This is a genomic window from Haloferax sp. Q22 (assembly GCF_001482285.1).
Lineage (GTDB): Archaea > Halobacteriota > Halobacteria > Halobacteriales > Haloferacaceae > Haloferax.
On record NZ_LOEP01000032.1, the window covers coordinates 268937 to 288158 of the forward strand.

17 protein-coding genes, 1 tRNA gene and 1 other RNA gene are annotated in these 19222 nt (G+C 68.4%); 7 read left to right on the forward strand and 12 right to left on the reverse strand.

Features of this window, described 5'->3' with window-relative positions:
• Positions 1-97 precede the first annotated feature (97 nt).
• Both AM590_RS15175 and AM590_RS15180 read left to right on the forward strand, forming a co-directional pair.
• The gene (locus tag AM590_RS15175; RefSeq protein ID WP_058828199.1) at positions 98-952 is read left to right on the forward strand and encodes a fructosamine kinase family protein; all 855 of its coding nucleotides are present in this window, start codon (positions 98-100) and stop codon (positions 950-952) included.
• A gap of 104 nt (positions 953-1056) precedes the next feature.
• Positions 1057-2958, forward strand: coding sequence for a DHH family phosphoesterase (locus AM590_RS15180; protein WP_058828200.1), 1902 nt, complete (start codon positions 1057-1059; stop codon positions 2956-2958).
• 27 nt (positions 2959-2985) lie between these two features.
• Here AM590_RS15180 and AM590_RS15185 read toward each other — a convergent pair whose 3' ends face one another.
• Both AM590_RS15185 and AM590_RS15190 read right to left on the reverse strand, forming a co-directional pair.
• Entirely contained in the window at positions 2986-4686 is a 1701-nt protein-coding gene (locus tag AM590_RS15185; RefSeq protein ID WP_058828201.1) for a phosphatidylserine/phosphatidylglycerophosphate/cardiolipin synthase family protein, read from the reverse strand.
• Between the two features lie 126 nt (positions 4687-4812).
• Complete coding sequence (locus AM590_RS15190; protein WP_058828202.1) at positions 4813-6072, reverse strand: HEAT repeat domain-containing protein; 1260 nt, start codon at positions 6070-6072, stop codon at positions 4813-4815.
• 114 nt (positions 6073-6186) lie between these two features.
• On the opposite strand from AM590_RS15190, the gene AM590_RS15195 reads away from it, so the two are divergent.
• From AM590_RS15195 to AM590_RS15205, 3 genes are all read left to right on the forward strand, one after another.
• Complete coding sequence (locus AM590_RS15195; RefSeq protein ID WP_058828203.1) at positions 6187-6951, forward strand: carbon-nitrogen hydrolase family protein; 765 nt, start codon at positions 6187-6189, stop codon at positions 6949-6951.
• A gap of 63 nt (positions 6952-7014) precedes the next feature.
• A complete protein-coding gene (locus tag AM590_RS15200; protein WP_058828204.1) occupies positions 7015-8103 on the forward strand; it encodes an NADH:flavin oxidoreductase/NADH oxidase in 1089 nt (362 codons plus the stop codon).
• A gap of 75 nt (positions 8104-8178) precedes the next feature.
• Positions 8179-8988: a hypothetical protein gene (locus tag AM590_RS15205; RefSeq protein WP_058828205.1), complete on the forward strand. Its 810-nt coding sequence runs from the start codon at positions 8179-8181 to the stop codon at positions 8986-8988.
• Positions 8989-9027: 39 nt separating this feature from the next.
• Here AM590_RS15205 and AM590_RS15210 read toward each other — a convergent pair whose 3' ends face one another.
• The 3 genes from AM590_RS15210 to AM590_RS15220 are packed head-to-tail and all read right to left on the reverse strand — an operon-like array spanning position 9028 to position 11061.
• Complete coding sequence (locus AM590_RS15210) at positions 9028-9495, reverse strand: hypothetical protein (protein WP_058828206.1); 468 nt, start codon at positions 9493-9495, stop codon at positions 9028-9030.
• 40 nt (positions 9496-9535) lie between these two features.
• The gene (locus AM590_RS15215; RefSeq protein WP_058828207.1) at positions 9536-9910 is read right to left on the reverse strand and encodes an OB-fold domain-containing protein; all 375 of its coding nucleotides are present in this window, start codon (positions 9908-9910) and stop codon (positions 9536-9538) included.
• Positions 9910-11061: a 3-ketoacyl-CoA thiolase gene (locus tag AM590_RS15220; protein WP_058828208.1), complete on the reverse strand. Its 1152-nt coding sequence runs from the start codon at positions 11059-11061 to the stop codon at positions 9910-9912. Before AM590_RS15220 ends, AM590_RS15215 begins: the two co-directional genes overlap by 1 nt.
• 93 nt (positions 11062-11154) lie before the next feature.
• Here AM590_RS15220 and AM590_RS15225 point away from each other — a divergent pair, with 93 nt between their 5' ends.
• Complete coding sequence (locus AM590_RS15225) at positions 11155-11568, forward strand: hypothetical protein (RefSeq protein ID WP_058828209.1); 414 nt, start codon at positions 11155-11157, stop codon at positions 11566-11568.
• A gap of 150 nt (positions 11569-11718) precedes the next feature.
• Positions 11719-12030, forward strand: an RNA gene (gene ffs, locus AM590_RS20065) — signal recognition particle sRNA.
• 175 nt (positions 12031-12205) lie between these two features.
• Here the strand turns inward: ffs and AM590_RS15230 are convergent.
• The 7 genes from AM590_RS15230 to AM590_RS15260 form a co-directional block, all read right to left on the reverse strand.
• Entirely contained in the window at positions 12206-12478 is a 273-nt protein-coding gene (locus AM590_RS15230) for a twin-arginine translocase TatA/TatE family subunit (protein WP_058828210.1), read from the reverse strand.
• Positions 12479-12666: 188 nt separating this feature from the next.
• The gene (locus AM590_RS15235) at positions 12667-13425 is read right to left on the reverse strand and encodes an SDR family oxidoreductase (RefSeq protein WP_058828211.1); all 759 of its coding nucleotides are present in this window, start codon (positions 13423-13425) and stop codon (positions 12667-12669) included.
• Between the two features lie 113 nt (positions 13426-13538).
• Positions 13539-13609 (reverse strand) — tRNA-Gly (locus tag AM590_RS15240).
• Between the two features lie 177 nt (positions 13610-13786).
• Complete coding sequence (locus tag AM590_RS15245; protein WP_058828212.1) at positions 13787-14983, reverse strand: DUF4382 domain-containing protein; 1197 nt, start codon at positions 14981-14983, stop codon at positions 13787-13789.
• A gap of 122 nt (positions 14984-15105) precedes the next feature.
• Entirely contained in the window at positions 15106-16134 is a 1029-nt protein-coding gene (locus tag AM590_RS15250) for an NAD(P)/FAD-dependent oxidoreductase (protein ID WP_058828213.1), read from the reverse strand.
• A 136-nt stretch (positions 16135-16270) separates the two neighbouring features.
• Positions 16271-16924: a class I SAM-dependent methyltransferase gene (locus AM590_RS15255; RefSeq protein ID WP_058828214.1), complete on the reverse strand. Its 654-nt coding sequence runs from the start codon at positions 16922-16924 to the stop codon at positions 16271-16273.
• An 85-nt stretch (positions 16925-17009) separates the two neighbouring features.
• On the reverse strand, positions 17010-19136 hold the full coding sequence (locus AM590_RS15260) for a type II secretion system F family protein (RefSeq protein ID WP_058828215.1): 2127 nt from the start codon (positions 19134-19136) through the stop codon (positions 17010-17012).
• Positions 19137-19222: the final 86 nt, after the last annotated feature.

Genomic DNA, 19222 nt, shown 5'->3' on the forward strand with positions numbered 1-19222 from the left:
ACCGTCCGCGGGCGCTCCATCTAAGGGTTCCGGAACGCCGAGTTGGTCGCCGGAACGGAACCGCCATACTGAGGTCGGCGCTCGTCCGAACACGGGTGTGACGCTCGATTCCGAACTCGTCGCCCGCGCGACGAACGCGCTCTCCGCGGACGCGCCGCCGACCGCGACGACCGAACTCGACGGCGGACACGTCGGGCGCGTCTACCGTCTCGACTTCGACGGGCGCGACCCGGTCGTCGCCAAGGTGGGTGACACGCCGCTCGACGTGGAGGCCGCGATGCTCGACTCGCTCGGCGCGGCCGGGCTTCCGGTTCCCGCGGTCCACCACGCCGACGCCGACCTACTCGTCCTCGACTACGTCGAGGGCACGTCTGAGTTGACCCCCGACGCCGAGCGCGACCTCGCCGCCCACCTCGCCGCGCTCCACGAGACGACCGCGCCGGCGTTCGGCTTCCCCTACGACACCCTCTCCGGGCCGTACCGACAGCCGAACCCGTGGACCGACTCGTGGGTCGAGTTCTTCCGCGACCAGCGCCTCCTGCCGTGGACCGAGGCGGCGCTCGGTTCGGGACTCCCGGACGCGACCGCCGAGCGAATCAAGTCGGTCGCGGCCGACCTCGACGCCCTCCTCGTCGAACCCGCGGCCCCGCGGCTCGTCCACGGCGACGTGTGGGGTGCGAACCTTCGCGTCCGCGACGACCGCGTGGTCGCCTTCCTCGACCCGGCGTGTTACTACGGCCATCCCGAGGTCGAACTCGCCTACATCGACTGGTTCGACGCCGCGGGCGACGATTTCTTCGACGCCTACGACGAGCGCCGACCGATTGCCGACGGCTTCTTCGAGGCGCGGTCGCCCGTCTACGCGCTGTTTCCGCTCCTCGAACACGTCCGCGTCTTCGGGGGCAACTACGTCCCGTCGGTCGAAGACGCGCTGGACGAACTCGGCTACTGACGCCCCGAAAACGCGAATTGCGGGCCGAATCGAGTCGTGAGAACCGGTCGCGCACGCGAGATGCTTTTGTAAAGCTTAACACTACCCCCTGACCTAGCGGGACTATGAGCGACGAGCACGCCGGGGATTCCGGCGACGACTCGGGTCCGAATTCGGACGCACGACCTATCGTCTACGATCTCGCACCGAACTGTACCGCCGACGACGTGGAGACCGGCGCGTACTACCACGCCGTCGTCAACGGCGTCGTGGAGTACGGCATCTTCGTCGACGTCTCCGACTCCGTCTCCGGCCTCATCCACGAGTCCAATCTCTCGGCCGACTACGAGGTCGGCGACCGACTGGTCGTCCGTCTCGAATCCGTCCGAGAGAACGGCGACATCGCGTTCGCCGAGGACACGCCCGACGACTACCGCACCCTGACCGTCGACCACGAGCCGACCATCACGCCTATCTCCAGTCTCTCGGTCGGTGAGTCGGTCACGGTCGAGGGCGTCGTCACGCAGATTAAGCAGACCGGCGGCCCGACCGTCTTCCGCATCGCCGACGACTCCGGCATCGTCGCCGCCGCCGCCTTCGAAGAGGCCGGCGTCCGCGCGTTCCCCGAAGTCGACCTCGACGACGTGGTCCGCATGGCCGGCACCGTCGAAGACCACGAGGGGACCCGTCAGCTCGAAGTCGACGGCCTCACCGTCCTCGACGACGAGACCGCGGCCGACGCCCGCCAGCGCATCGACGCCGCGCTCGACGAGCGCGCCGAGCCCGAACCGGTCGAACCGCTCGTGGAGTGGGCGGCGTTCGAGAAGCTCCGCGGCGACCTCGAAGACGTGGCGCGCCTGCTCCGCCGGACGGTCCTCGAAGGCCGCCCGATTCGCGTCCGCCACCACGCCGACGGCGACGGCATGTGCGCGTCCGTTCCGGTCCAGCTGGCCCTCGAACGGCTCATCACGGAGGTCCACGACGACCCCGACGCGCCGCGACACCTGTTCAAGCGCCTGCCGAGCAAGGCCCCGTTCTACGAGATGGAAGACGTGACCCGCGACCTGAATTTCGCGCTCGAAGGTCGCGCCCGCCACGGCCAGCGGCTCCCCTTCCTGCTCATGCTCGACAACGGGTCGACCGAGGAGGACGTGCCCGCCTACGAGAACCTCGCGCACTACGACGTGCCCATTGCGGTCGTCGACCACCACCACCCCGACCCCGAGGCGGTTAACCACCTCCTCGACGCGCACGTCAACCCGTACCTCCACGACGAGGACTACCGCATCACGACCGGCATGATGTGCGTCGAACTCGCGCGGATGATTCACCCCGACGTGACCGACGAACTCCGTCACGTCCCCGCCGTCGCCGGGCTGTCGGACCGCTCGAAGGCGGAGGTCATGGACAACTACATCGCGCTCGCCGAGGACGAGGGCTACGACCGCGAACAGCTCCTCGACGTGGGCGAGGCGCTCGACTACGCCGCCCACTGGCTGCGCTACAACGACGGCGCGTCCATCGTCAACGACGTGCTCAACGTGGGCTGTGACGACGAGACGCGACACCGCGAACTGGTCGAGTTCCTCTCGACGCGCGCCGAGCGCGACGTGGACCGCCAGCTCGAAGCGGCCGAGCCGCACCTCGAACACGAGCGCCTCGACAGCGGGGCCAACCTCTACCGCATCGACCTCGACAAGTGGGCCCACCGCTTTACCTACCCCGCGCCGGGCAAGACCACGGGCAAGCTCCACGACCGTAAGGTCCAGGAGACGGGCGAGCCGGTCATCACCATCGGCTACGGTCCCGACTTCGCCGTCCTCCGATCCGACGGCGTCCGCCTCGACATCCCGCGGATGGTCGCCGAACTGAACGAGGAAGTCGTCGGCGGCGGCGTCTCCGGTGGCGGCCACCTCGTCGTCGGCTCCATCAAGTTCGTCAGCGGCATGCGCGCGGAGGTCATCGACAGCCTCGTCGAGAAGATGGCCGAAGCCGACATCGACGAAGAGCTGTCGACGACGGCGTAAGGTCGCAGTCGCGGCTTCCACTGAACTTCATTCTTCGAACTCCAGTCGCCTGAGCGCCGCGACTCCGACGACGACCGCGAGAGCGGCCGCGGCGACGAGTCCCGGCTTCGACTCCGCCCCGCGCCCGCTCGCCCGCCAGTCCGCCGCGAACGCCTCACGGAAGTACGCCGCGGCGGCCGGGTCCGACAGCGCGAGGACGACTTCGCGGTTCTCGCGGGCCGAGTGCTGGTTCCAGTTGAGACTGCCGACGAGCGCGGTGTCGTCGGCGACGACGCCCTTCGCGTGAATCGCGCCGTACCGGCCGCCGGGGCGCGCGAGGCGGACCGAAAGCGGCCGCCCGGTTCTGTCGGCCCACTCGTTCAACCGCTCTGCGAGCGCGCGGTTTTCCTCTTCGACGTACCACGCGCTCCCGAGGAGGAGCCGAACGCGGACGCCGCGGCCGGCGGCGCGCTTGAGCGCGCGGACGAACGGGCCGTCGGCCTCCACGGTCGGCTGTAACACGTCGATTCGGCTGTCGGCGGCGTCGAGTCGGGAGACGACCGCCGACTCGGCGTTGTCGGGCGCGCGGATGACGGCGATGCGGTCGACACGAACCGACTCGGGGGCGATGCGCGGGGGAAACGAACCGTTCGCCGACTCGGTGCGGACGAACGACCGGCCGACTCGGTACGTCTCCCACGGGGCGGCCTCCGGGAGCGTCGCGTCGGCTTCGAACGTGGCCGCGAGGTCGGCCGCGACGCTCGGTGAGCGCGCGACGACGCCCCAGCCGCGGCTCTTTCGCCCGCCGGTCCCGGCCGGCTTCCAGTTTTCCGTCATCACGAGCGCGCTGTCGTCGACGACGGCGTACTTCGGGTGGTGAAACGAGTGCGGGTCGCCGACGACGCGGACCGAGACGCCGGCGGCGACGAGGCGGTCGAGGACCCGCGCCGACCGCCGCGGGAAGCCGCCGACTGGGCTGTCTTCGACCAGCACGGACACGGCGACGCCTCGCTCGCGGGCGGCGACGAGTTCGTCGGCGACGCGCGCGGAGGAGACGACATAGCCGGCAAGCAGAATTCGCTCGTCAGCCGACCGGAGCGTCGAAATCGGGCGGCCCGGCGAGTCGGGGAGGACGAACAGTGTCGCGTTCGCGGGGCCGTGGGTCGTGACGTTCCGTCGAGGAAGCGCCCGCGGCCACCACGACCACACGCCGTCTCGCCGTTCGAAGAGCGCGTCCTCGCGGCTCCGGTCGTAGCTGAGCCGGTCCGCGACGGCGTCGTTTCCGGCCGCGTGGCCGTCATCACCGACGACGTGGAGCGTGACCGTCTCGCCGCCGTTCGCGAGGTCGAGGCCGGACCCGACGACTGGGTGGTCGGTCAGGTTCGCCGCCGCGTCCGGGTCGGCGGCGACGGCGACCGTCCCGCCGGGTGCAGCGAACGAGACGATGTCTTCGCCGTCGGACAGCGAGAGTTCGGTTCCCGCGGGCGCGGCGACGGCGACGAACTCGCCGCGGTCGTCGGGCGTCGCCGGGTCGGGCAGCGCAGAGACGATGCGAGGGGCGCCCGATTCCGGCGGACCAGCGGTGGCGGCGGTGGTGGTGGCTGATTCGGTTTTGTTCGTCGCATTCGTCGCGTTCGCCGCGTGCTCCGACCCCGGCACGGCCGCTATCGGCGCGGGAACGACGGCCGCGGCCGCGATGAGGACCACGAGCGAAGCGGTGAGTGCGGCGACGAGGGCGCGACGGGACACACCCCGCGGTGGTCGCGTTTCCCTACAAAAACGTTCGCGACCGGTCACTCAGCGCGAGCGGTTGCGAGAGAAAGAAAACGAGGGGAGAACCGCGGAACTGCGAGGGTGTCGCGTCGTCGTGCTGTCTCAGACAGTCGCTTCGGCTTCGACGTCGTCGCCGAGGAACTCGGCGGCGAGTTCGGCCTCGCGCTGGACGAGGAACGAGCGGTCGTCGACGTAGCCGGCGGCCGCTTCGAGCGCGTCCTCCGTGCCGATCTGTCGGAGCGCCCACGCGGCGCTGGCGCGGACGGAGTTCACGTCGTCGTCGGCGACGGCGTCCGAGAGCGGATCGACGGCGCGGGTGTCGCCAATGAGGCCGAGCGCGCGCGCGGCGGCCGAACGGACGTTGTCGTTCTCGGTGACGAGTTTGTTCGCGATGGGCTGGGTCGCCTCCTCGGAGCCGATTTCGCCGAGCGCCTTGAACACGACCTTCTGGAGCGCGGGGTCGCTGTCGGTGTCGACGTAGTCGACGAGCATCTCGACGCCCTCCTCGGCGGCCATCTTGCCGATGGCCTTGATGACGCCCTTGTCGCGGCGCTTGGCCTGCCCCTCGATGGTCTCGTAGGCGCTGTCGTCGTTCATCCGCGTGAACGCCTCGATGCAGTACTCCTGCATGAAGTCGGACTGGAAGCTCTCGAACGCGAGCGCGATCATCTCGACGTTGCCGCGCTTCTCGTGTTCCTTCAGCGCCGACAGCTCCGGCGGGTAGTCCTTGTAGTGGCCGAGCACGTCGTAGAAGCCCTGCACTTGGAGCTTTTCGCGGGTTTCGAGGTCGTCCCACTCCTGGGCGTCGTCGAGGCCGTTCGCGAGGCCGTCGGCGACCTCGATGAGGTCTGCGATGGTTTCCGCGTCCTCGTCGGCGTCGAGGTCAGCCGCTTCGACGGCCGCGATGGCGTCGTCGACGGCGGCGGTGAGCGCGTCTTCGTCGTCGCCATCGACCGAGACGCTCGCGTCGAGCACGCCGTTGAACTCGTCGGCGAACGTCTCGACCGCGGCGACGATTTCGCCTTCGCCCTGCTCGGTCCACCGGGTGTCCGTAATCGTGGATTTGGCTTCTTCGAGCGTCTCGACGGCGTCTTCGGCGTAGGGACCGCGCTGGGATTCGAGGTCGTCGCGCAGGTCGGACAGGCGCGATTCGAGCTCCTCGGCGGGGTCCTCTTCGTCTTCGTCGTCCGGTTCGGGCAGGTCCGCGGCCTCCACGTCGGCCTCGATGTCGTCGAGCGTGGCCTCGACCTCGTCGAGGTCGGCTTCGGTCTCGGCCGCCTCGAGAGCCTCCTCGGCCTCGGTCAGGCGCTCGTCGAAGCTCTCGGGCGAGAGTTCTGTCGTATCGTCGTCCCCGTCACTCATATGCCGGAAGTCCGTTCGACTGTAAAAAGAGCGTTTCCCTTCGCTTCGCGTCTCCGGGGACCGACCGCCGATTCCATCGGGCCACTTTTTCCCGGCCCATCCGTTCCTCCGAGCGTGACCGGTCCAACCATCGCCGTGCCACAGCGTGCGGCGTTCGACCTCGACCCGGCGCGAAACGAGGACGACGTGCGCGCCCGCGCCGCCGACCTCCCCGAGTCGGTCGATATCGCGCTGTTCTCCGAGTACGCGCTCACGGGCTTCGTCGCCGACAACCGCGCCTTCAGCGGTGCAATCTCGCGGGAACGCGCGACCGACTTCCTCGCCTCGGTCGCCGCGGAAAACGAACTCGACGTGCTCGCGGGCTACCTCGAACGCGACGGCGAGACGCTCTACAACGCGGCCGCCTACGTCCGACCCGACGGTTCGGCGACCGTCTACCGCAAGCGACACCTCTGGGGCGGCGAGTCCGAGGTCGTCACGCCGGGCGACGAACTCGTCGTCGCGGACACGCCAGCCGGACGGACGGGCCTTCTCACCTGCTACGACCTGAACTTCGTCGGCGACAGCGCCGCGCTGACCGACGAGCGAATCGACGCCCTGTTCGTCGTCGGCGCGTGGCCCGCCGCCCACTCGACGAACTGGCGACTGCTCTGTCGCGCCCGCGCCCTCGACGGGGTTCGGTGGCTCGTCGGCGCGAATCGGACGGGAAGCGGAACGGTCTCCGGTTCCGCGGGCTCGGAGTACGCGGGTCGCTCGCTCGTCGTCAGGCCCGATGGCGTCGTCGCGGCGGCGCTGAACCGCGGCGACCGCGACCTCGTCTGGACGCTCGACCGCGACCTGCTCGCCGAACAGCGCGCGTTCGTCGGCTCGGTCGAGTAGCCGAAACCGGACTGCATCACCGGAACCGAGGGGGGTTTTTCCGACCCCGCCCAATCGAGGCCGATGACGGACTCGCTCTTTACGCCGCTCTCGCTCCGCGACACCGAGGTTCGGAACCGAATCATGGTCTCGCCGATGTGCCAGTACTCCTCGACCGACGGGTTCGCCGAGGACTGGCATCTCGTCCACCTCGGGAGCCGCGCCGTCGGCGGCGCGGGCATCGTGATGTCCGAGGCAACGGCCGTCTCCCCCGAGGGACGCATCTCGCCGAACGACCTCGGCATCTGGTCGGACGACCACGTCGAGAAGCTCCGACAGATTACCTCGTTCGTCTCGTCGATGGGGAGCGTACCGGCAATCCAACTCGCTCACGCGGGTCGGAAGGCAAGCAAGTCCCGGCCGTGGGAGGGGAGCGAGCCGGTCGCGCCCGAAGACGGCGGGTGGACCACCGTCGCCCCGAGCGACGTGCCGTGGCCCTACGAGGGCGAGGCCCCGCCGCTCCGGAAGCTCTCGGCCGACGGAATCGAAGGCGTCGTTGACGACTTCCGCGCGGCGGCCGAGCGCGCCCTCGACGCCGGCTTCGAAATCGCCGAGGTCCACGCGGCCCACGGCTACCTCCTCCACGAGTTCCTCTCGCCGGTCACGAACCACCGCGACGACGAGTACGGTGGCTCCTTCGAGAACCGGACGCGGCTCCTCCGCGAGGTCACGGAAGTGGTCCGCGAGGTCTGGCCCGACGACAAGCCCGTCTTCGTCCGCATCTCGGCGACCGACTGGCTGAACGACCGCGAGTCGTGGGACATCGAGCAGTCGGTCCGCCTCGCGGCCGACCTCGACGACCTCGGCGTCGACCTCATCGACGTGAGCGCCGGCGGCATCCACCCCGACCAGCGGATTCCGAACACCGGCCCCGGCTATCAGGTCCCCTTCGCGGAAGTCATCCGCGAGGAGACCGACGCGATGGTCGGCGCGGTCGGCGGTATCCGAACCGCGCGCCACGCCGACGAGGTCGTCAGCAACGGCCGGGCCGACCTCGCCATCGTCGGACGCGAGCACCTCCGCGACCCGTACTTCGCGCTCCACGCCGCCGAGGAACTCGACGCCGACGCGACGTGGCCGCCACAGTACCAGCGCGCCGTCCCGCGCCGGTAGGGGCCGACCTACCTCGACCCGCGCGGGTTCGCCACCCCTCGAACGCTTATCCCCGCGGCGGTCCAACCGTGGGCCATGAGCGACCGACGACGCGACGACGACATCCTCGATCTACTCGACGAACTCGGGGACACGCTCGACGAACTCGGCGCAGAACTCCGCGAGGAGCGCGACCGCGGTCGCGGCCGCGACCGACGCGTCTCCGGCGACGACCGCTTTCGCCCCCCGCGTCCGCCGACGTTCGGCGAGGTACTCCGGTTCACCGAATCGTACACCATCCCGACGGTCATCGCCGTCCTCGAAGCGACCATCGCCTCCCTCGAACTCCTCCGCCGTCTCATGCGGCTGTCCGACCCCGGCCGCGCGATGGAAGACGCCAGAAGCGAGACGGAGTCACGGATGCGGAACGTCCCGAAGAGCGCCGTCTCCGGCGTCGACCGCGCCCTCGACGAACTGCGAAACGCGCTGTCGGAGGCCGACCTGCCGACGAACCCCGAGGCGCGCGACGTGATGGACCGCGCCCGCTCACTCGCCGACGAACTCGACGAGCGAATCACCGAGGCCGAGCGCGAGCGAACGACCCGAGAGCGTCGCTGGCGCGAGGACGAGCGCACGTTCGAATCCGAGTGGCAACGGCGCGACGAGAGCCGGCGCTCCCGCGGCGAGAACCGGGGTTCCAGCGACGCCGAGCCGGTCGGCACGGGACCGGTTCGAATCGACGTAACTGAGGAGGCTGACCCGGACGGCGGGGACGACGAGCGCGACGGACCGAAGGTCGACGTCGACGCCGAACTGGAGTCGATTAAGCGCGAAGTGAAAGGCGGCGACGACGGCGACGACCCCGGCGATGACGCCGACGCGGGCGACGAACCGAGCGACCGCTGAGCGGCGGTCGGTGCGCCCCCCGAGCCGACTGATTCTGCGTTAGCGCGTCGATCGAACGTCCACGCGGACCACGTCGCCGACCCACGCCGAAAGCGCGAGGAGCGCGACCCCCGCGCCGCCGGCCACGAGGACGGGCGTGAACTGCACGCCGGTGGCGAGGACCAACAGCGCGAACAGTAGCGATATAACGCCCACGAGCGCCAGCGCCGACGCCGCGCCGACGCGCCACCACGCGAGCCCGTCCGTCTTCGACTTCCCGCGGACGACTCGGGCCACGCCCGCGGCGACGACGCCGAGACCGACGAGATAGGCGGCGAAAAGCAGGTCGTACCACGCGCCCGCGGAGCCGACTGCGGCTTCGATGGCGTCGAAACCGACGATAAGCAGGTACGTCGGTAGTTGGAACGGTTGGAACTGGACGCCGGAGCCGAGACCGTACAGCCCGGCCAGTACCGCCGTGGCGACCGCCACGTCGCGTGCGACGGAGACGCCGCTGGTGCGGTTCATACGCGAGATAGAAGGTGTAGTTATATCAACACTCGCCCGCTCAGAGCGGTTCGAAGCGGTAGCCGTCCCACTCCTGACTCGCGGGTTCGCGGATGCCTGCGCCGGGTTCCCGAAGCTCCTCGCAGTAGACCGGTTCGACTTCGTCGCCGATGTCGACCTCGTCCTCGCCGGTGACCTGTCCGATGGCGCGGACGGGCTCGCCGTCCACGTCGAACTCGACGATAGCGAGCGTGTTGGGCTGGCGGACGCCCGGCGGCGTCGCCGTGGAGGTGGTCCACGTCAGCACCGTCGCCGTGTAGTCGCTCAGGTCGACCGTGCCGACCGGTTCCTCGCCACCGGGGCCGACCGGGTGGCCGGGGTAGGTGATGCTCCCGTCGGGGTAGCGGTACGCCTCCATTGGGGGATTGTCGGACATTATCGGGACTCCATGATGGTCGTGGTCACGCAGTTGCCGAAGCCGCCGACGTTGCACGCGAGGCCCACGTCGGCGTCGACCTGCCGCTTGCCTGCGTCACCGATGAGCTGTTTGTAAATCTCGTACACCTGCGCGACGCCCGAGGCCCCGAGGGGGTGGCCCTTCGACTTCAGGCCGCCGGACGTGTTGATGGGGAGGTCGCCGTCGCGGTCGGTGACGCCCTCGTCGACCGCCTTCCAGCCCTCGCCCTTCTCGAAGAAGCCGAGGTCCTCCGACTGGAGGAACTCGAGGATGGTGAACATGTCGTGGAGCTCGGCCACCTCGATGTCGTCGGGTTCGAGGTCGGCCATCTCGTAGGCGATTTCGGAGGAGTTGACGACGCCGCCCATCGTGGTCGGGTCGGCGCGCTCGTGGACGACGTGGGTGTCGGTCGCGCCGCCGATGCCGGAGATGACGGCGTAGTCGTCGGTGTACTCGCGGGCGACCGACTCGGGGCAGAAGACGAGCGCCGCCGAGCCGTCGGTGATGGGACAGAAGTCGTAGAGGCGAAGCGGGTCGGCGACGACCGGCGAGTCGAGAACGGTGTCGAGGTCCACTTCCTTCCGGAACTGGGCGTGGGGGTTGTCGACGCCGTTTTTGTGGTTCTTGACGGCGACCTTTCCGAGAGACTCCCGCGGGGCGTCGTAGGTGTCGAGGTAGAGCCGTGCGGTCAGCCCCGCGAAGGAGGGGAGCGTCACGCCGTGTTTGTACTCCACCGGGTGCGTTAGCGAGGCGATGACGTCCGTCGACTCGGCGGTCGAGCGGTGGGTCATCTTCTCGCCGCCGACGAGCATCGTCATGTCGGACGCGCCGGAGGCGACCGACTGCCACGCGGCGTAGACGCCAGCGCCGCCGGATGAGGAGGTCTGGTCGATTCGGGCGGTGTAGGCGGGCATCGCCGCGAGGTCGTGGGCGAGGGCGTTCGGCACGCCCGTCTGGCCCTCGAACTCGCCGCTCGCCATGTTCGAGACGTAGAGGTGCTCGATTTCGTCGGGCGAGACGTCGGCGTCCGCGAGCGCGGCCTGCCCCGCCTCCGCGAGCAGTTCGCGAATCCACGCGTCTCGCTGCCCGAACTGGGTCATCGATGCACCGATAATCGCTACGCGGTCCATACGCGCACGTCGTCGCAGCGCGATTTAAAACCGGGCAATCCCTCGCCGGCACGTCTCAAACCGTTTATCAGTCGGTCGCCCGAACGACCGGCCATGGACGCCGAACGCCTCGCGCCGACCGTCGGAATCGTCGGCGCGCTGCTCCTCGCAATCGCCGTCGCGATCCCCGCCGTCGCCATCGAGGGTGGGGACGGACAGGTGGCCGCCTACTACGCCGCGGGTCCGGTCGGCATCTCCTTTGTCGGGATGCTCGCGCTCCTCGAAACGGTCGTCTTCCTCTCCGGCAGACAGGAGCGGACCGACCCGGCGACGGCCGCCGGGCTCGCCTTCGTCCTCTCGCTTTCGATGCTCGGCATCGCCGCGCTGTGGTCGTTCTCCATCGACCCGACGCTCCTGTTCAGCTTCGACCAGCAGTACTCGTGGCTCACGTACCACCGCTGGTCGGTCGTGGCCGCCGCGTTCGTCACCTTCGTCGGCGGCGCGTGGTACGCCCGCGGCGTGTTGTAAGCCGGCGTCGGCGGTGCCGGTATCGATGCCCGTGCTGACTCGTTTTCTCGCGCTCCGCTCTCGGCGCGCCACGCCGAACCACCCCGACGGTGTCCCCCGATTTTTCCGCATCCGAGTCGAAAGGCCCTTAACAGTCGGTGGACAATGAGGGAGTGGACTAGGTCGGGCAGTTAGGCCCTGCTCTCTACCCGCGAAATAGGTCTTCAGCGGGGACCGAACACGGGCGCGTCCGGTCAGACCGGCGCGGGCCCCGGAAGCCAACGTAGAAACCTCGTCCTTCGGGGACAGCGGCTCCGCGTACCCCTTCCGCAGGGAAGGGTTCGCGCGGTTCATCGGTGGTACCCCGCCAGGCGCGGAAGCGAGCAGCGGACCATCGGACGTGCGTCGCTCGAGGGATCGCGGGGTGGAGGAGGCAACCGGGATTCCCCACGTCGGAACGCCGGGCAACCTCGCTGTCCACCCATTCATACCTCATCGAAGTTACTCCCCGACCGACCGGTCTCTCGGTCGCGGACTCGACGCTCCGAGCCACCGAGGTCGTGTTCTCGTCGTCATCCGCCGTGCAAGCGCCTGCCGACTGTCGGCACTCACCGAAGGTGAAATACCGCACAAGGGGTCTGTTTCCCCGGAGAGGCGCTTACTGCTTGTTCTCGGCTTCCGTCTCGGTCGCTTCAGCCTCAGCCTCGGCCTCGTCTTCTTCCTCGTCGTCGCCCTCGCCCTCTTCTGCGCCCTTCTTCAGTTCGTCTTCGATTTCCTCGCGGCCGCGGCGGAACTCACCCATGGCCTGGCCCGACGACCGGGCCAGTTGGGGGAGTTTGTTCGCGCCGAACAGGAGGACGATGATGAGCAGGACGATGAGCAGTTCTGGGCCGCCCGGGAGTCCGGGGAACAGCGGAATGGAATCCAGCATTACGTTCGGTTACGTTCGGGGGGAAGATAAGAGAGACGGTCCGGGATTGCGACCCGAAGTCGCCGCAGTCCGTGTGTTTCGGGACTCGTGGCCGTTCACCCGACACAACGCGGGCCGGCGTGGGAACCGACCCGTCCTCCCGAAGCAGGCCGACATCAGTTCCACGCCAGTCTCGCGTCAGCCCCGGGTCACCGCCAACTGGTCCAGCCGCCGTCGACGACGATGGATTCACCGGTGACGTACTTCGAGAGGTCGCTGGCGAGGAAGACCGCCACGCCGGCCACGTCGTCCGGTTCGCCCTGTCGCCCGAGCGGAATCATCGCGTTCAACTGCGCCATCTGTTCCTCGCTCGTCTCCTCAGCCCCTTCCGGGCCGATTTCCGTCTTGATAGCGCCGGGGTGAATCGCGTTCACCCGGACGTTGTCTCCGCCGAGCCCGTGGGCGAGCGAGTACGAGAGCGTCCGGACGGCCCCCTTCGACGCGCTGTACGACGGGTAGTTGCCGTTGCCGAAGATGCCGTTGACGCTGGAGACGTTGATGATGCTCCCGCCGCCGGATTCGACCATCCGCGCTGCGGCCGCCTGCGCCCCGAAGTACACGCCCTTCAGGTTGATGTCCATCATCTGTTGGAACTCGTCTTCCGTGACTTCGAGGAAGTCCTCGGGCCGCCAGATGCCGGCGTTGTTCACCATCACGTCCACGCCGCCGAACGCCTCAGCGGCGTCCATCGCCGCCTCGAACGCGGCCGGGTCGGTCACGTCGAGTTCGACGTACGTCGCCGACGAGCCCGCGTCGGACTCGATTTTCTCGTGGGTGGGCGCGCCGCCCTCCTTCGGCTCTTCGCGGATGTCGCAGACCACCACGTCAGCGCCCGCCTCGGCGTAGGCCAGCGCGATTCCCGAGCTACCGCCGGTAACGACCGCGACGCGGCCGTCGAGTAGACTCATGTGTAAAACACCACACACGAATATGGGTGGAACGATAGTTAAGGATAGCCGCCGATTCCGACGGGGTGAGAGCTACCGGAGCCGAGGCTCGACGGGCGGCGATTCGGAGAAGATGCACCGGCTGGGAATCGAACCCAGATAATTGGCTTGGAAGGCCAATGTCTTACCATTAGACCACCGGTGCTCATTTCATTCGCACCGTGCATCGACGGACCCCGTCCGTCTCAACACCAGTGCTCGCTCGCTTCACTCGCTCGCATCGAGCCTCGGCCTCGCTTCGCTCGGCCGAGACACCGATGCGCGCGAACGTCGCGTCTATCCCTTCATTCTCGACGCCCCAATAAGGATGTTACCTTTTCGGTCAGGCGACGAGGGAGGTCGATTCGCCGCCCTCGGCGGGGTTGTCGGGGGCGCTCCCGAGGAACTCGAACTCGAACTCCGTCTCGGACTCGGTCTCTCCGTCGACGACGACCACCGTCACGTCCCGCTCGTCGGGGATGGCGACGCCTAACTCGCCGTCAGCGTCGGTCGTACCGGCGGTCTCGCCGTTTATCGTCACCGTCGCGTTCTCCACGGGCGTCCCGTTCCGCGTGACGACGACCGTCACGTTCTCGCCGGCGGAGACGTTCCCGTCGAAGCTCACGGTGAGGTCGCTCTCGGCGTCGGTTTCGGCGCGCTCGCCGTCGTCGGTCTCGTTTTCGCCCGCTTCGACCTCGGCTTCCGTCTCAGCCTCGGCCTCTGCTTCGGCCTTCTTCTCCGCGCCGACCTTCGTAATCGGCACGTCCGTTCCCGACTCGCTCACGACGGGTTTGAGGATGTACTTCCCGCTGTTGCCCGCCTCGAACGCCGTGATGTCGAAGACGAAGTCCACGGACTCGCCGTTGCCGACTTCGAAGTCCGTGTTGAGCTGGAGCTTGTTGCTCGGGAGCTTCATGTTGACCTGTTCGCCGGTCTTCAGCGTCCCGTTCACGTCGCTCACGTGCACGAAGACCTTCGTGTAGTTGCCCTCCGGCACGTCGTACTCGCCGACGAGGCTCGCGTTTTCGCCCTGCAGTTCGGTCAGGTCGACGGTCACGTTCTCGACCTCGTAGGTGACGCTCGACTCGCCTTCGGCCTCGACGGTGTCGTTTGTGTCGGCCGATTCTTCGATGTCCGCGTCGGCATCGGCGTCGGCGTCAGCGTCGACCGACCCGTTGGTCGACACGGACGTGTTCGTCGCGTTCGCCGTCGCGTTGGCTTCGAGTTCGACCTCGACGCTCGCGTTCGCCTCCGCGTCGGCGTCGGTCTCGGACTCGTTTTCCACGTCCTCGGCTTCAGCTTCGACCTCGGTCTCCGTGTCGCCGTCCGCGCGGACGAGCGTCACGCGCTCGATGGTGACGTTGAGGTGTTCGAAGTCCGCGATGGCGTTCTGCTCGTCGCTCACGTAGAAGTTCACGGTGCCCGTCCGGGCCGCGTCGTCGCCGCCGGACGACGCGGTCGTCGTCGCGTCGGCGGACCCGTCGGTCTGGGAATCGGTCAGCGTGCCGGCCCCACCCGCACACCCGGCCAGTACGACCATGAGTGCAAGCAGGACAGTCGCAAGTCCAGTACGTTTCATCGTGGCAGACCGTACTGGCCGAGAGAACTTTAGAAGGGTGTTCGTACGCCTCGGTTTTCACCGAATTTCGCCGAATTACGGCCTCAGTCGTCCGCGTGTGACTCGTTAAACTGTTTCGCCTTGTCGAGCAGGCCGGGCGAGATGCCGGGAACGTCGTCGACGCTCACCGCGCCCTCGGCGCGAATCTCGTCGAGGCTCTTGGGGAACTCGCGGAGTTCCATGTGGATGGCGATGCCGGCCTTCGCGCCCTTGCCCATCGCCACCGGAATCTGGTTGTGACCGGGGGTGATGTCGCCGACCGCGAACACGCCGTCGACGCTGGTCCGGCCGTGGTCGTCCACCGGAACCGTTCCGTCGTCGTTGAGCTCCACGTCGAGCGCCTCGAACAGCGTCGTGTTGTAGTTCGAGCCGTACATCGCGAAGCCGCCTTTGTACTCGCGGACGGACCCGTCTTCGAACTCGAAGCTCTCCAGCCAGCCGTCGTCGCGCTTCGTCATGCCCGAAATCTCCTCCTCGACGATGTCGACGGGATGCGCGCGGACGAGTTCGTCCGTCTCGTCGGACCACGTCGGCTCGTCGCCGCGGAGCAGCAGATCAACCTCGTCGGTGAAGTTGAGCATGATCATGGCGACGTAGGCGGCCGAGTCGGAGTGGCCCATCACGTACACCGACTCGTCGACGAACATGTAGGCGTCGCAGTGCAGGCAGTAGTGCAGGCCCTTCCCGGTGCGGGGAAGCGGCGGGTCGGGGCGCTCGTCGTTGAAGCCGACGCTGAGGACGACGCGGTCGGCGACGAACTCGCCCTCGTTGCCGACGAGGCGGAACCGGCCGTCGCCCAACTGCTCTGCGTCGGTCACGAAGTCGCGATGGATGTCGGTCCCGTAGTCTTCGAGTTGCCCGCGCGCGGTTTCGAGGAACTCGTTGCCGGAGACGTCCTCGGTGACACCGATGACGTTGTGCGTGTCGAGCATCATGGCCGCGCGGCCGCCGCCGCGGTCCACGAGCGCGGTGTCGTGTCCCAGTCGCGTCGTGTAGAGCGCGGTCTGGAGGCCCGCGGGGCCGCCGCCCACGACGACAACCTCGTACTCCCGTGGTTCGTCGGGTTCAGTCATACACGGCAATTCGTCGCGGCGCTCTTAAGCCCACATCACCTGTGCGCGGCCAGCATCCACCCGAAACGAGTTAGCAAACAACACGATTACTCCCGGCGCCCGAATCCCCCGTGACGCCCGAAACCGTCCGCGACTCTCAGCGCCCGGCGACGACGGCGTAGCAGTTCCCGCTGGACACCGTCGATTCGACGACCGCGAGGTCGCTCGCGTCGAGGTCGGCGTCGAACTCGTCGGGCGCGTAGATGTGGTAAAATCGGGGGACAGTCTCGCCGCCGGGGAGCGTCCAATCGACCGTCGTGTCGAACCCGTCCTCGCGGTCGAACGTGTCGTGGGCGGTGCTCCACGCGCTGACGACCGCGCGGCCGTCGGCGTCGAGCACGCGCGCGAGTTCGTTCAGGCTCGCCACGCGGGCCGCACGCGGCGCGAGGTGGTGAATCGTCGCCACGTACACCGCGAGGTCGAAGGCGTCGTCGACGAAGGGGAGCCGCGAGGCGTCGCCCTGCACGAGTCCGGCGTCGAAGCCGCGTTCCGCCGCCCGCGCGACCGCCTCGTCGAGCAGGCCGCGGCTCACGTCGAGACCGACCACCTCGTCGGCGTGCGAGGAGAGGAGTTCCACGTGCCGGCCGTTGCCGCAGCCGAGGTCGAGCGCGCGGGCCGCCGGCCCGGACTCGGTCGCGTCGGCGACGAACGACTCGACTTCGGGCCACGGGTACTCGCGGGTCGACGCGAAGTGCGACGCGATGCGGTCGTACGTCTCGCGGACCCCGTCTCGGGGTTCGTCTCCGTCCATGCGGGTCGGTCGAGGCGGTGAGACAAAGACCGCACGGGTCGCGGGCGGCGGTCGGGAGTCACGGGTCGCCGGACGGGCGCGGCACTCAGATGAACATGAACGTCACGTAGGTGATGACGAGCAGGACGGCGGCGTGTTTGACGCCGTCGGCGACCTGCCCCTCCCCGAGCTGTCCGGCGATGAGTCCCGAGCAGAGCCCCTGAATCGCCGTGACGTGGAAGAACAACAGCTTGTAGGAGCCCGTGTCCACGTTGCGCAGGCCGGAGAACGCGCCGGAGGTGACGCCCGCGACCTCGCCGGAGCCGATGGCACCGGTGCTGGCCTGCTCGACCGCCGGGATGAACGACACCGTCAGCGCGGCGACGATGCCGAGGAAGACGAGAAACGAGATGTAGATGACGAGGAGGTAGGTGACCATCTCCTGGTTCCGCTCGCGGGCGAGGCGGCGGCTGTCTTGGGCCTCGTTGGCCGCGATGCGGAGGACGGGCGCGAGGTCGCCGCTCGCGCTCATCGCGTTGGTGATGAGCGTCACCGACCGCGACACCATCGGACTCGTCGTCCGGCGGTCCATCCGCCGGAGCGCGGTCTGGGCGTCGGCCCCCCAGTCGATGTCGCGGACGGCGCGTTCGACCTCGTCGCCGAGCGGGCCGAGGTCGGACGCCGACACCCGGCGAAGGCTCTGGACGACCGTCAGTCCGGCCTCGTTGACGCTCGCGAGGCGGTCGAGGAAGTCGGGCATGCTCCGCTCGATGGCACGAATCCGCCGCTTCCGAAGCTCGTGGAACGCCGAGACGACGACGAGCGCGCCGATCGTGGCCTCTACGACGTGTTGGTCAACCGCGTCGGCGACGCCGAGGAGCGTCGGGTCGGCGGGGAACGTAGTCCGCAGGGCGACCCAGACGAGCCCCAAGGGGACGGTGAGCGCGAGCGTGGCGAGCGGGTGGCGGCCGAGGGTTTCGAGTGGGCGGTCGAACCAGCCGCGAATCGCGCGGAATCGGTCGTAGGCGGCGAGTCGCTCTCGGTTCGCGTGCCACGGGTCGCCTCGGGTATCGGTCTCGCCGCCGTCGGTCGCCGGAGCCGAACCGACGCCGCCGTTCGCGTCGAGGTGTCGGAACGACGCGCCCACGGCCTCCGCGTCGTCGTCGGCGACCGCCGCGCCCCGGAGCGACTCGGTGATGCTGTCGATGTAGACGACGAAGCCGAAACTCGCCAGCGGGATGCCGACGTAGCCGACGATTCTGATGAGCGTCAGCGTGTCCGCGAGGACGAGGCCGATGACGACGAGGACGGTGATGAAAAACAGCGGCCCAGCGACGAGGACGGTGACGTACACCTCGGCGAACGTCGAAAGCAGGTCGAGATACTGTTGTTGTTGGGCCTCCGCCTCCGCCTGAAACCGCTCGTACTGCTCTTGGAGGAACGACGAGAGGTTGCGGCCGCTCCCGAGGACGCTTGCGAGGTTCTCGGCGAACTCTTCGAGGCTCGGGCTCGGCGTCCGCGTGGCCATCGTCTGGAGGGCGGAGAGTACGTCGGTGCCGAAGGCGTCCATGTCGCGGACGACGATACTGACCTCGCGCGCCGCCTCGCCGTAGATGGCCTCGTTTCGGGCCAGCGTCTCCAGCACCTGCGGGAACGGCATCCCCGACCGCGACAGCGCGAAGACGAACGCGACCGTCCGCGGGAGCGTCGCCTCGATTTCCGACGAGCGGGTGCGGGCGCGCTCGGTGAGGACGTACCACCGACCCCAGTAGACGCCGAGCGCGAGGAGCGCCCCGAGGGTCGCGCTCGAAAGCAACAGCGCGAGGAACAGGTCGCGGAGCGGGAGCGCCTGAATGCTCGTGAGGCCGCCGAGGAAGCCGAGGGCGGACGGGAGGACCTCCCGAATCGTCACGGACTGAACGGCGAGCGTTTCGAGCGTCACGGCGGCGAGGTAGACGCCGAAGACGCTCCCCGCGACGCCGAAGACGGACGCCATGAGGAGCGTCCGCGAGGCGTACACCCGGTGGGTGACGCTCACGTGTGCCGCCCGCAGTTGGTTGCGCTGTTCCCTTCGACGGGGGTTCTCGTTGGCGACGTAGAAGCCGAAGACGGAGAGCGAGACCCGCGAGACGAGGAGGTCGGCCGCGCGGCTCACTGGCGACAGGACGACGGGGAGGACGAGGAGGACGGCGAGAACGAGGGGGAGCAGGTACAGGTACTGCGCGGCGGCCATCCGTCTTTAGCTAAGCGAAGAACCGCATGACTGCGGCGGCTTATCGGTGTTACTTTTCGGAAGGAATGAGGAGGCAACGAGTGTGT

Excerpts from the sequence above, each read along its gene's own strand:
- AM590_RS15180 (WP_058828200.1), top strand. The coding sequence starts at position 1,057 with ATGAGCGACGAGCACGCCGGGGATTCCGGCGACGACTCGGGTCCGAAT.
- AM590_RS15190 (WP_058828202.1), bottom strand. The coding sequence starts at position 6,072 with ATGAGTGACGGGGACGACGATACGACAGAACTCTCGCCCGAGAGCTTC.
- AM590_RS15200 (WP_058828204.1), top strand. The coding sequence starts at position 7,015 with ATGACGGACTCGCTCTTTACGCCGCTCTCGCTCCGCGACACCGAGGTT.
- AM590_RS15205 (WP_058828205.1), top strand. The coding sequence starts at position 8,179 with ATGAGCGACCGACGACGCGACGACGACATCCTCGATCTACTCGACGAA.
- AM590_RS15210 (WP_058828206.1), bottom strand. The coding sequence starts at position 9,495 with ATGAACCGCACCAGCGGCGTCTCCGTCGCACGCGACGTGGCGGTCGCC.
- AM590_RS15215 (WP_058828207.1), bottom strand. The coding sequence starts at position 9,910 with ATGTCCGACAATCCCCCAATGGAGGCGTACCGCTACCCCGACGGGAGC.
- AM590_RS15220 (WP_058828208.1), bottom strand. The coding sequence starts at position 11,061 with ATGGACCGCGTAGCGATTATCGGTGCATCGATGACCCAGTTCGGGCAG.
- AM590_RS15225 (WP_058828209.1), top strand. The coding sequence starts at position 11,155 with ATGGACGCCGAACGCCTCGCGCCGACCGTCGGAATCGTCGGCGCGCTG.
- AM590_RS15230 (WP_058828210.1), bottom strand. The coding sequence starts at position 12,478 with ATGCTGGATTCCATTCCGCTGTTCCCCGGACTCCCGGGCGGCCCAGAA.
- AM590_RS15235 (WP_058828211.1), bottom strand. The coding sequence starts at position 13,425 with ATGAGTCTACTCGACGGCCGCGTCGCGGTCGTTACCGGCGGTAGCTCG.
- AM590_RS15245 (WP_058828212.1), bottom strand. The coding sequence starts at position 14,983 with ATGGTCGTACTGGCCGGGTGTGCGGGTGGGGCCGGCACGCTGACCGAT.
- AM590_RS15250 (WP_058828213.1), bottom strand. The coding sequence starts at position 16,134 with ATGACTGAACCCGACGAACCACGGGAGTACGAGGTTGTCGTCGTGGGC.
- AM590_RS15255 (WP_058828214.1), bottom strand. The coding sequence starts at position 16,924 with ATGGACGGAGACGAACCCCGAGACGGGGTCCGCGAGACGTACGACCGC.
- AM590_RS15260 (WP_058828215.1), bottom strand. The coding sequence starts at position 19,136 with ATGGCCGCCGCGCAGTACCTGTACCTGCTCCCCCTCGTTCTCGCCGTC.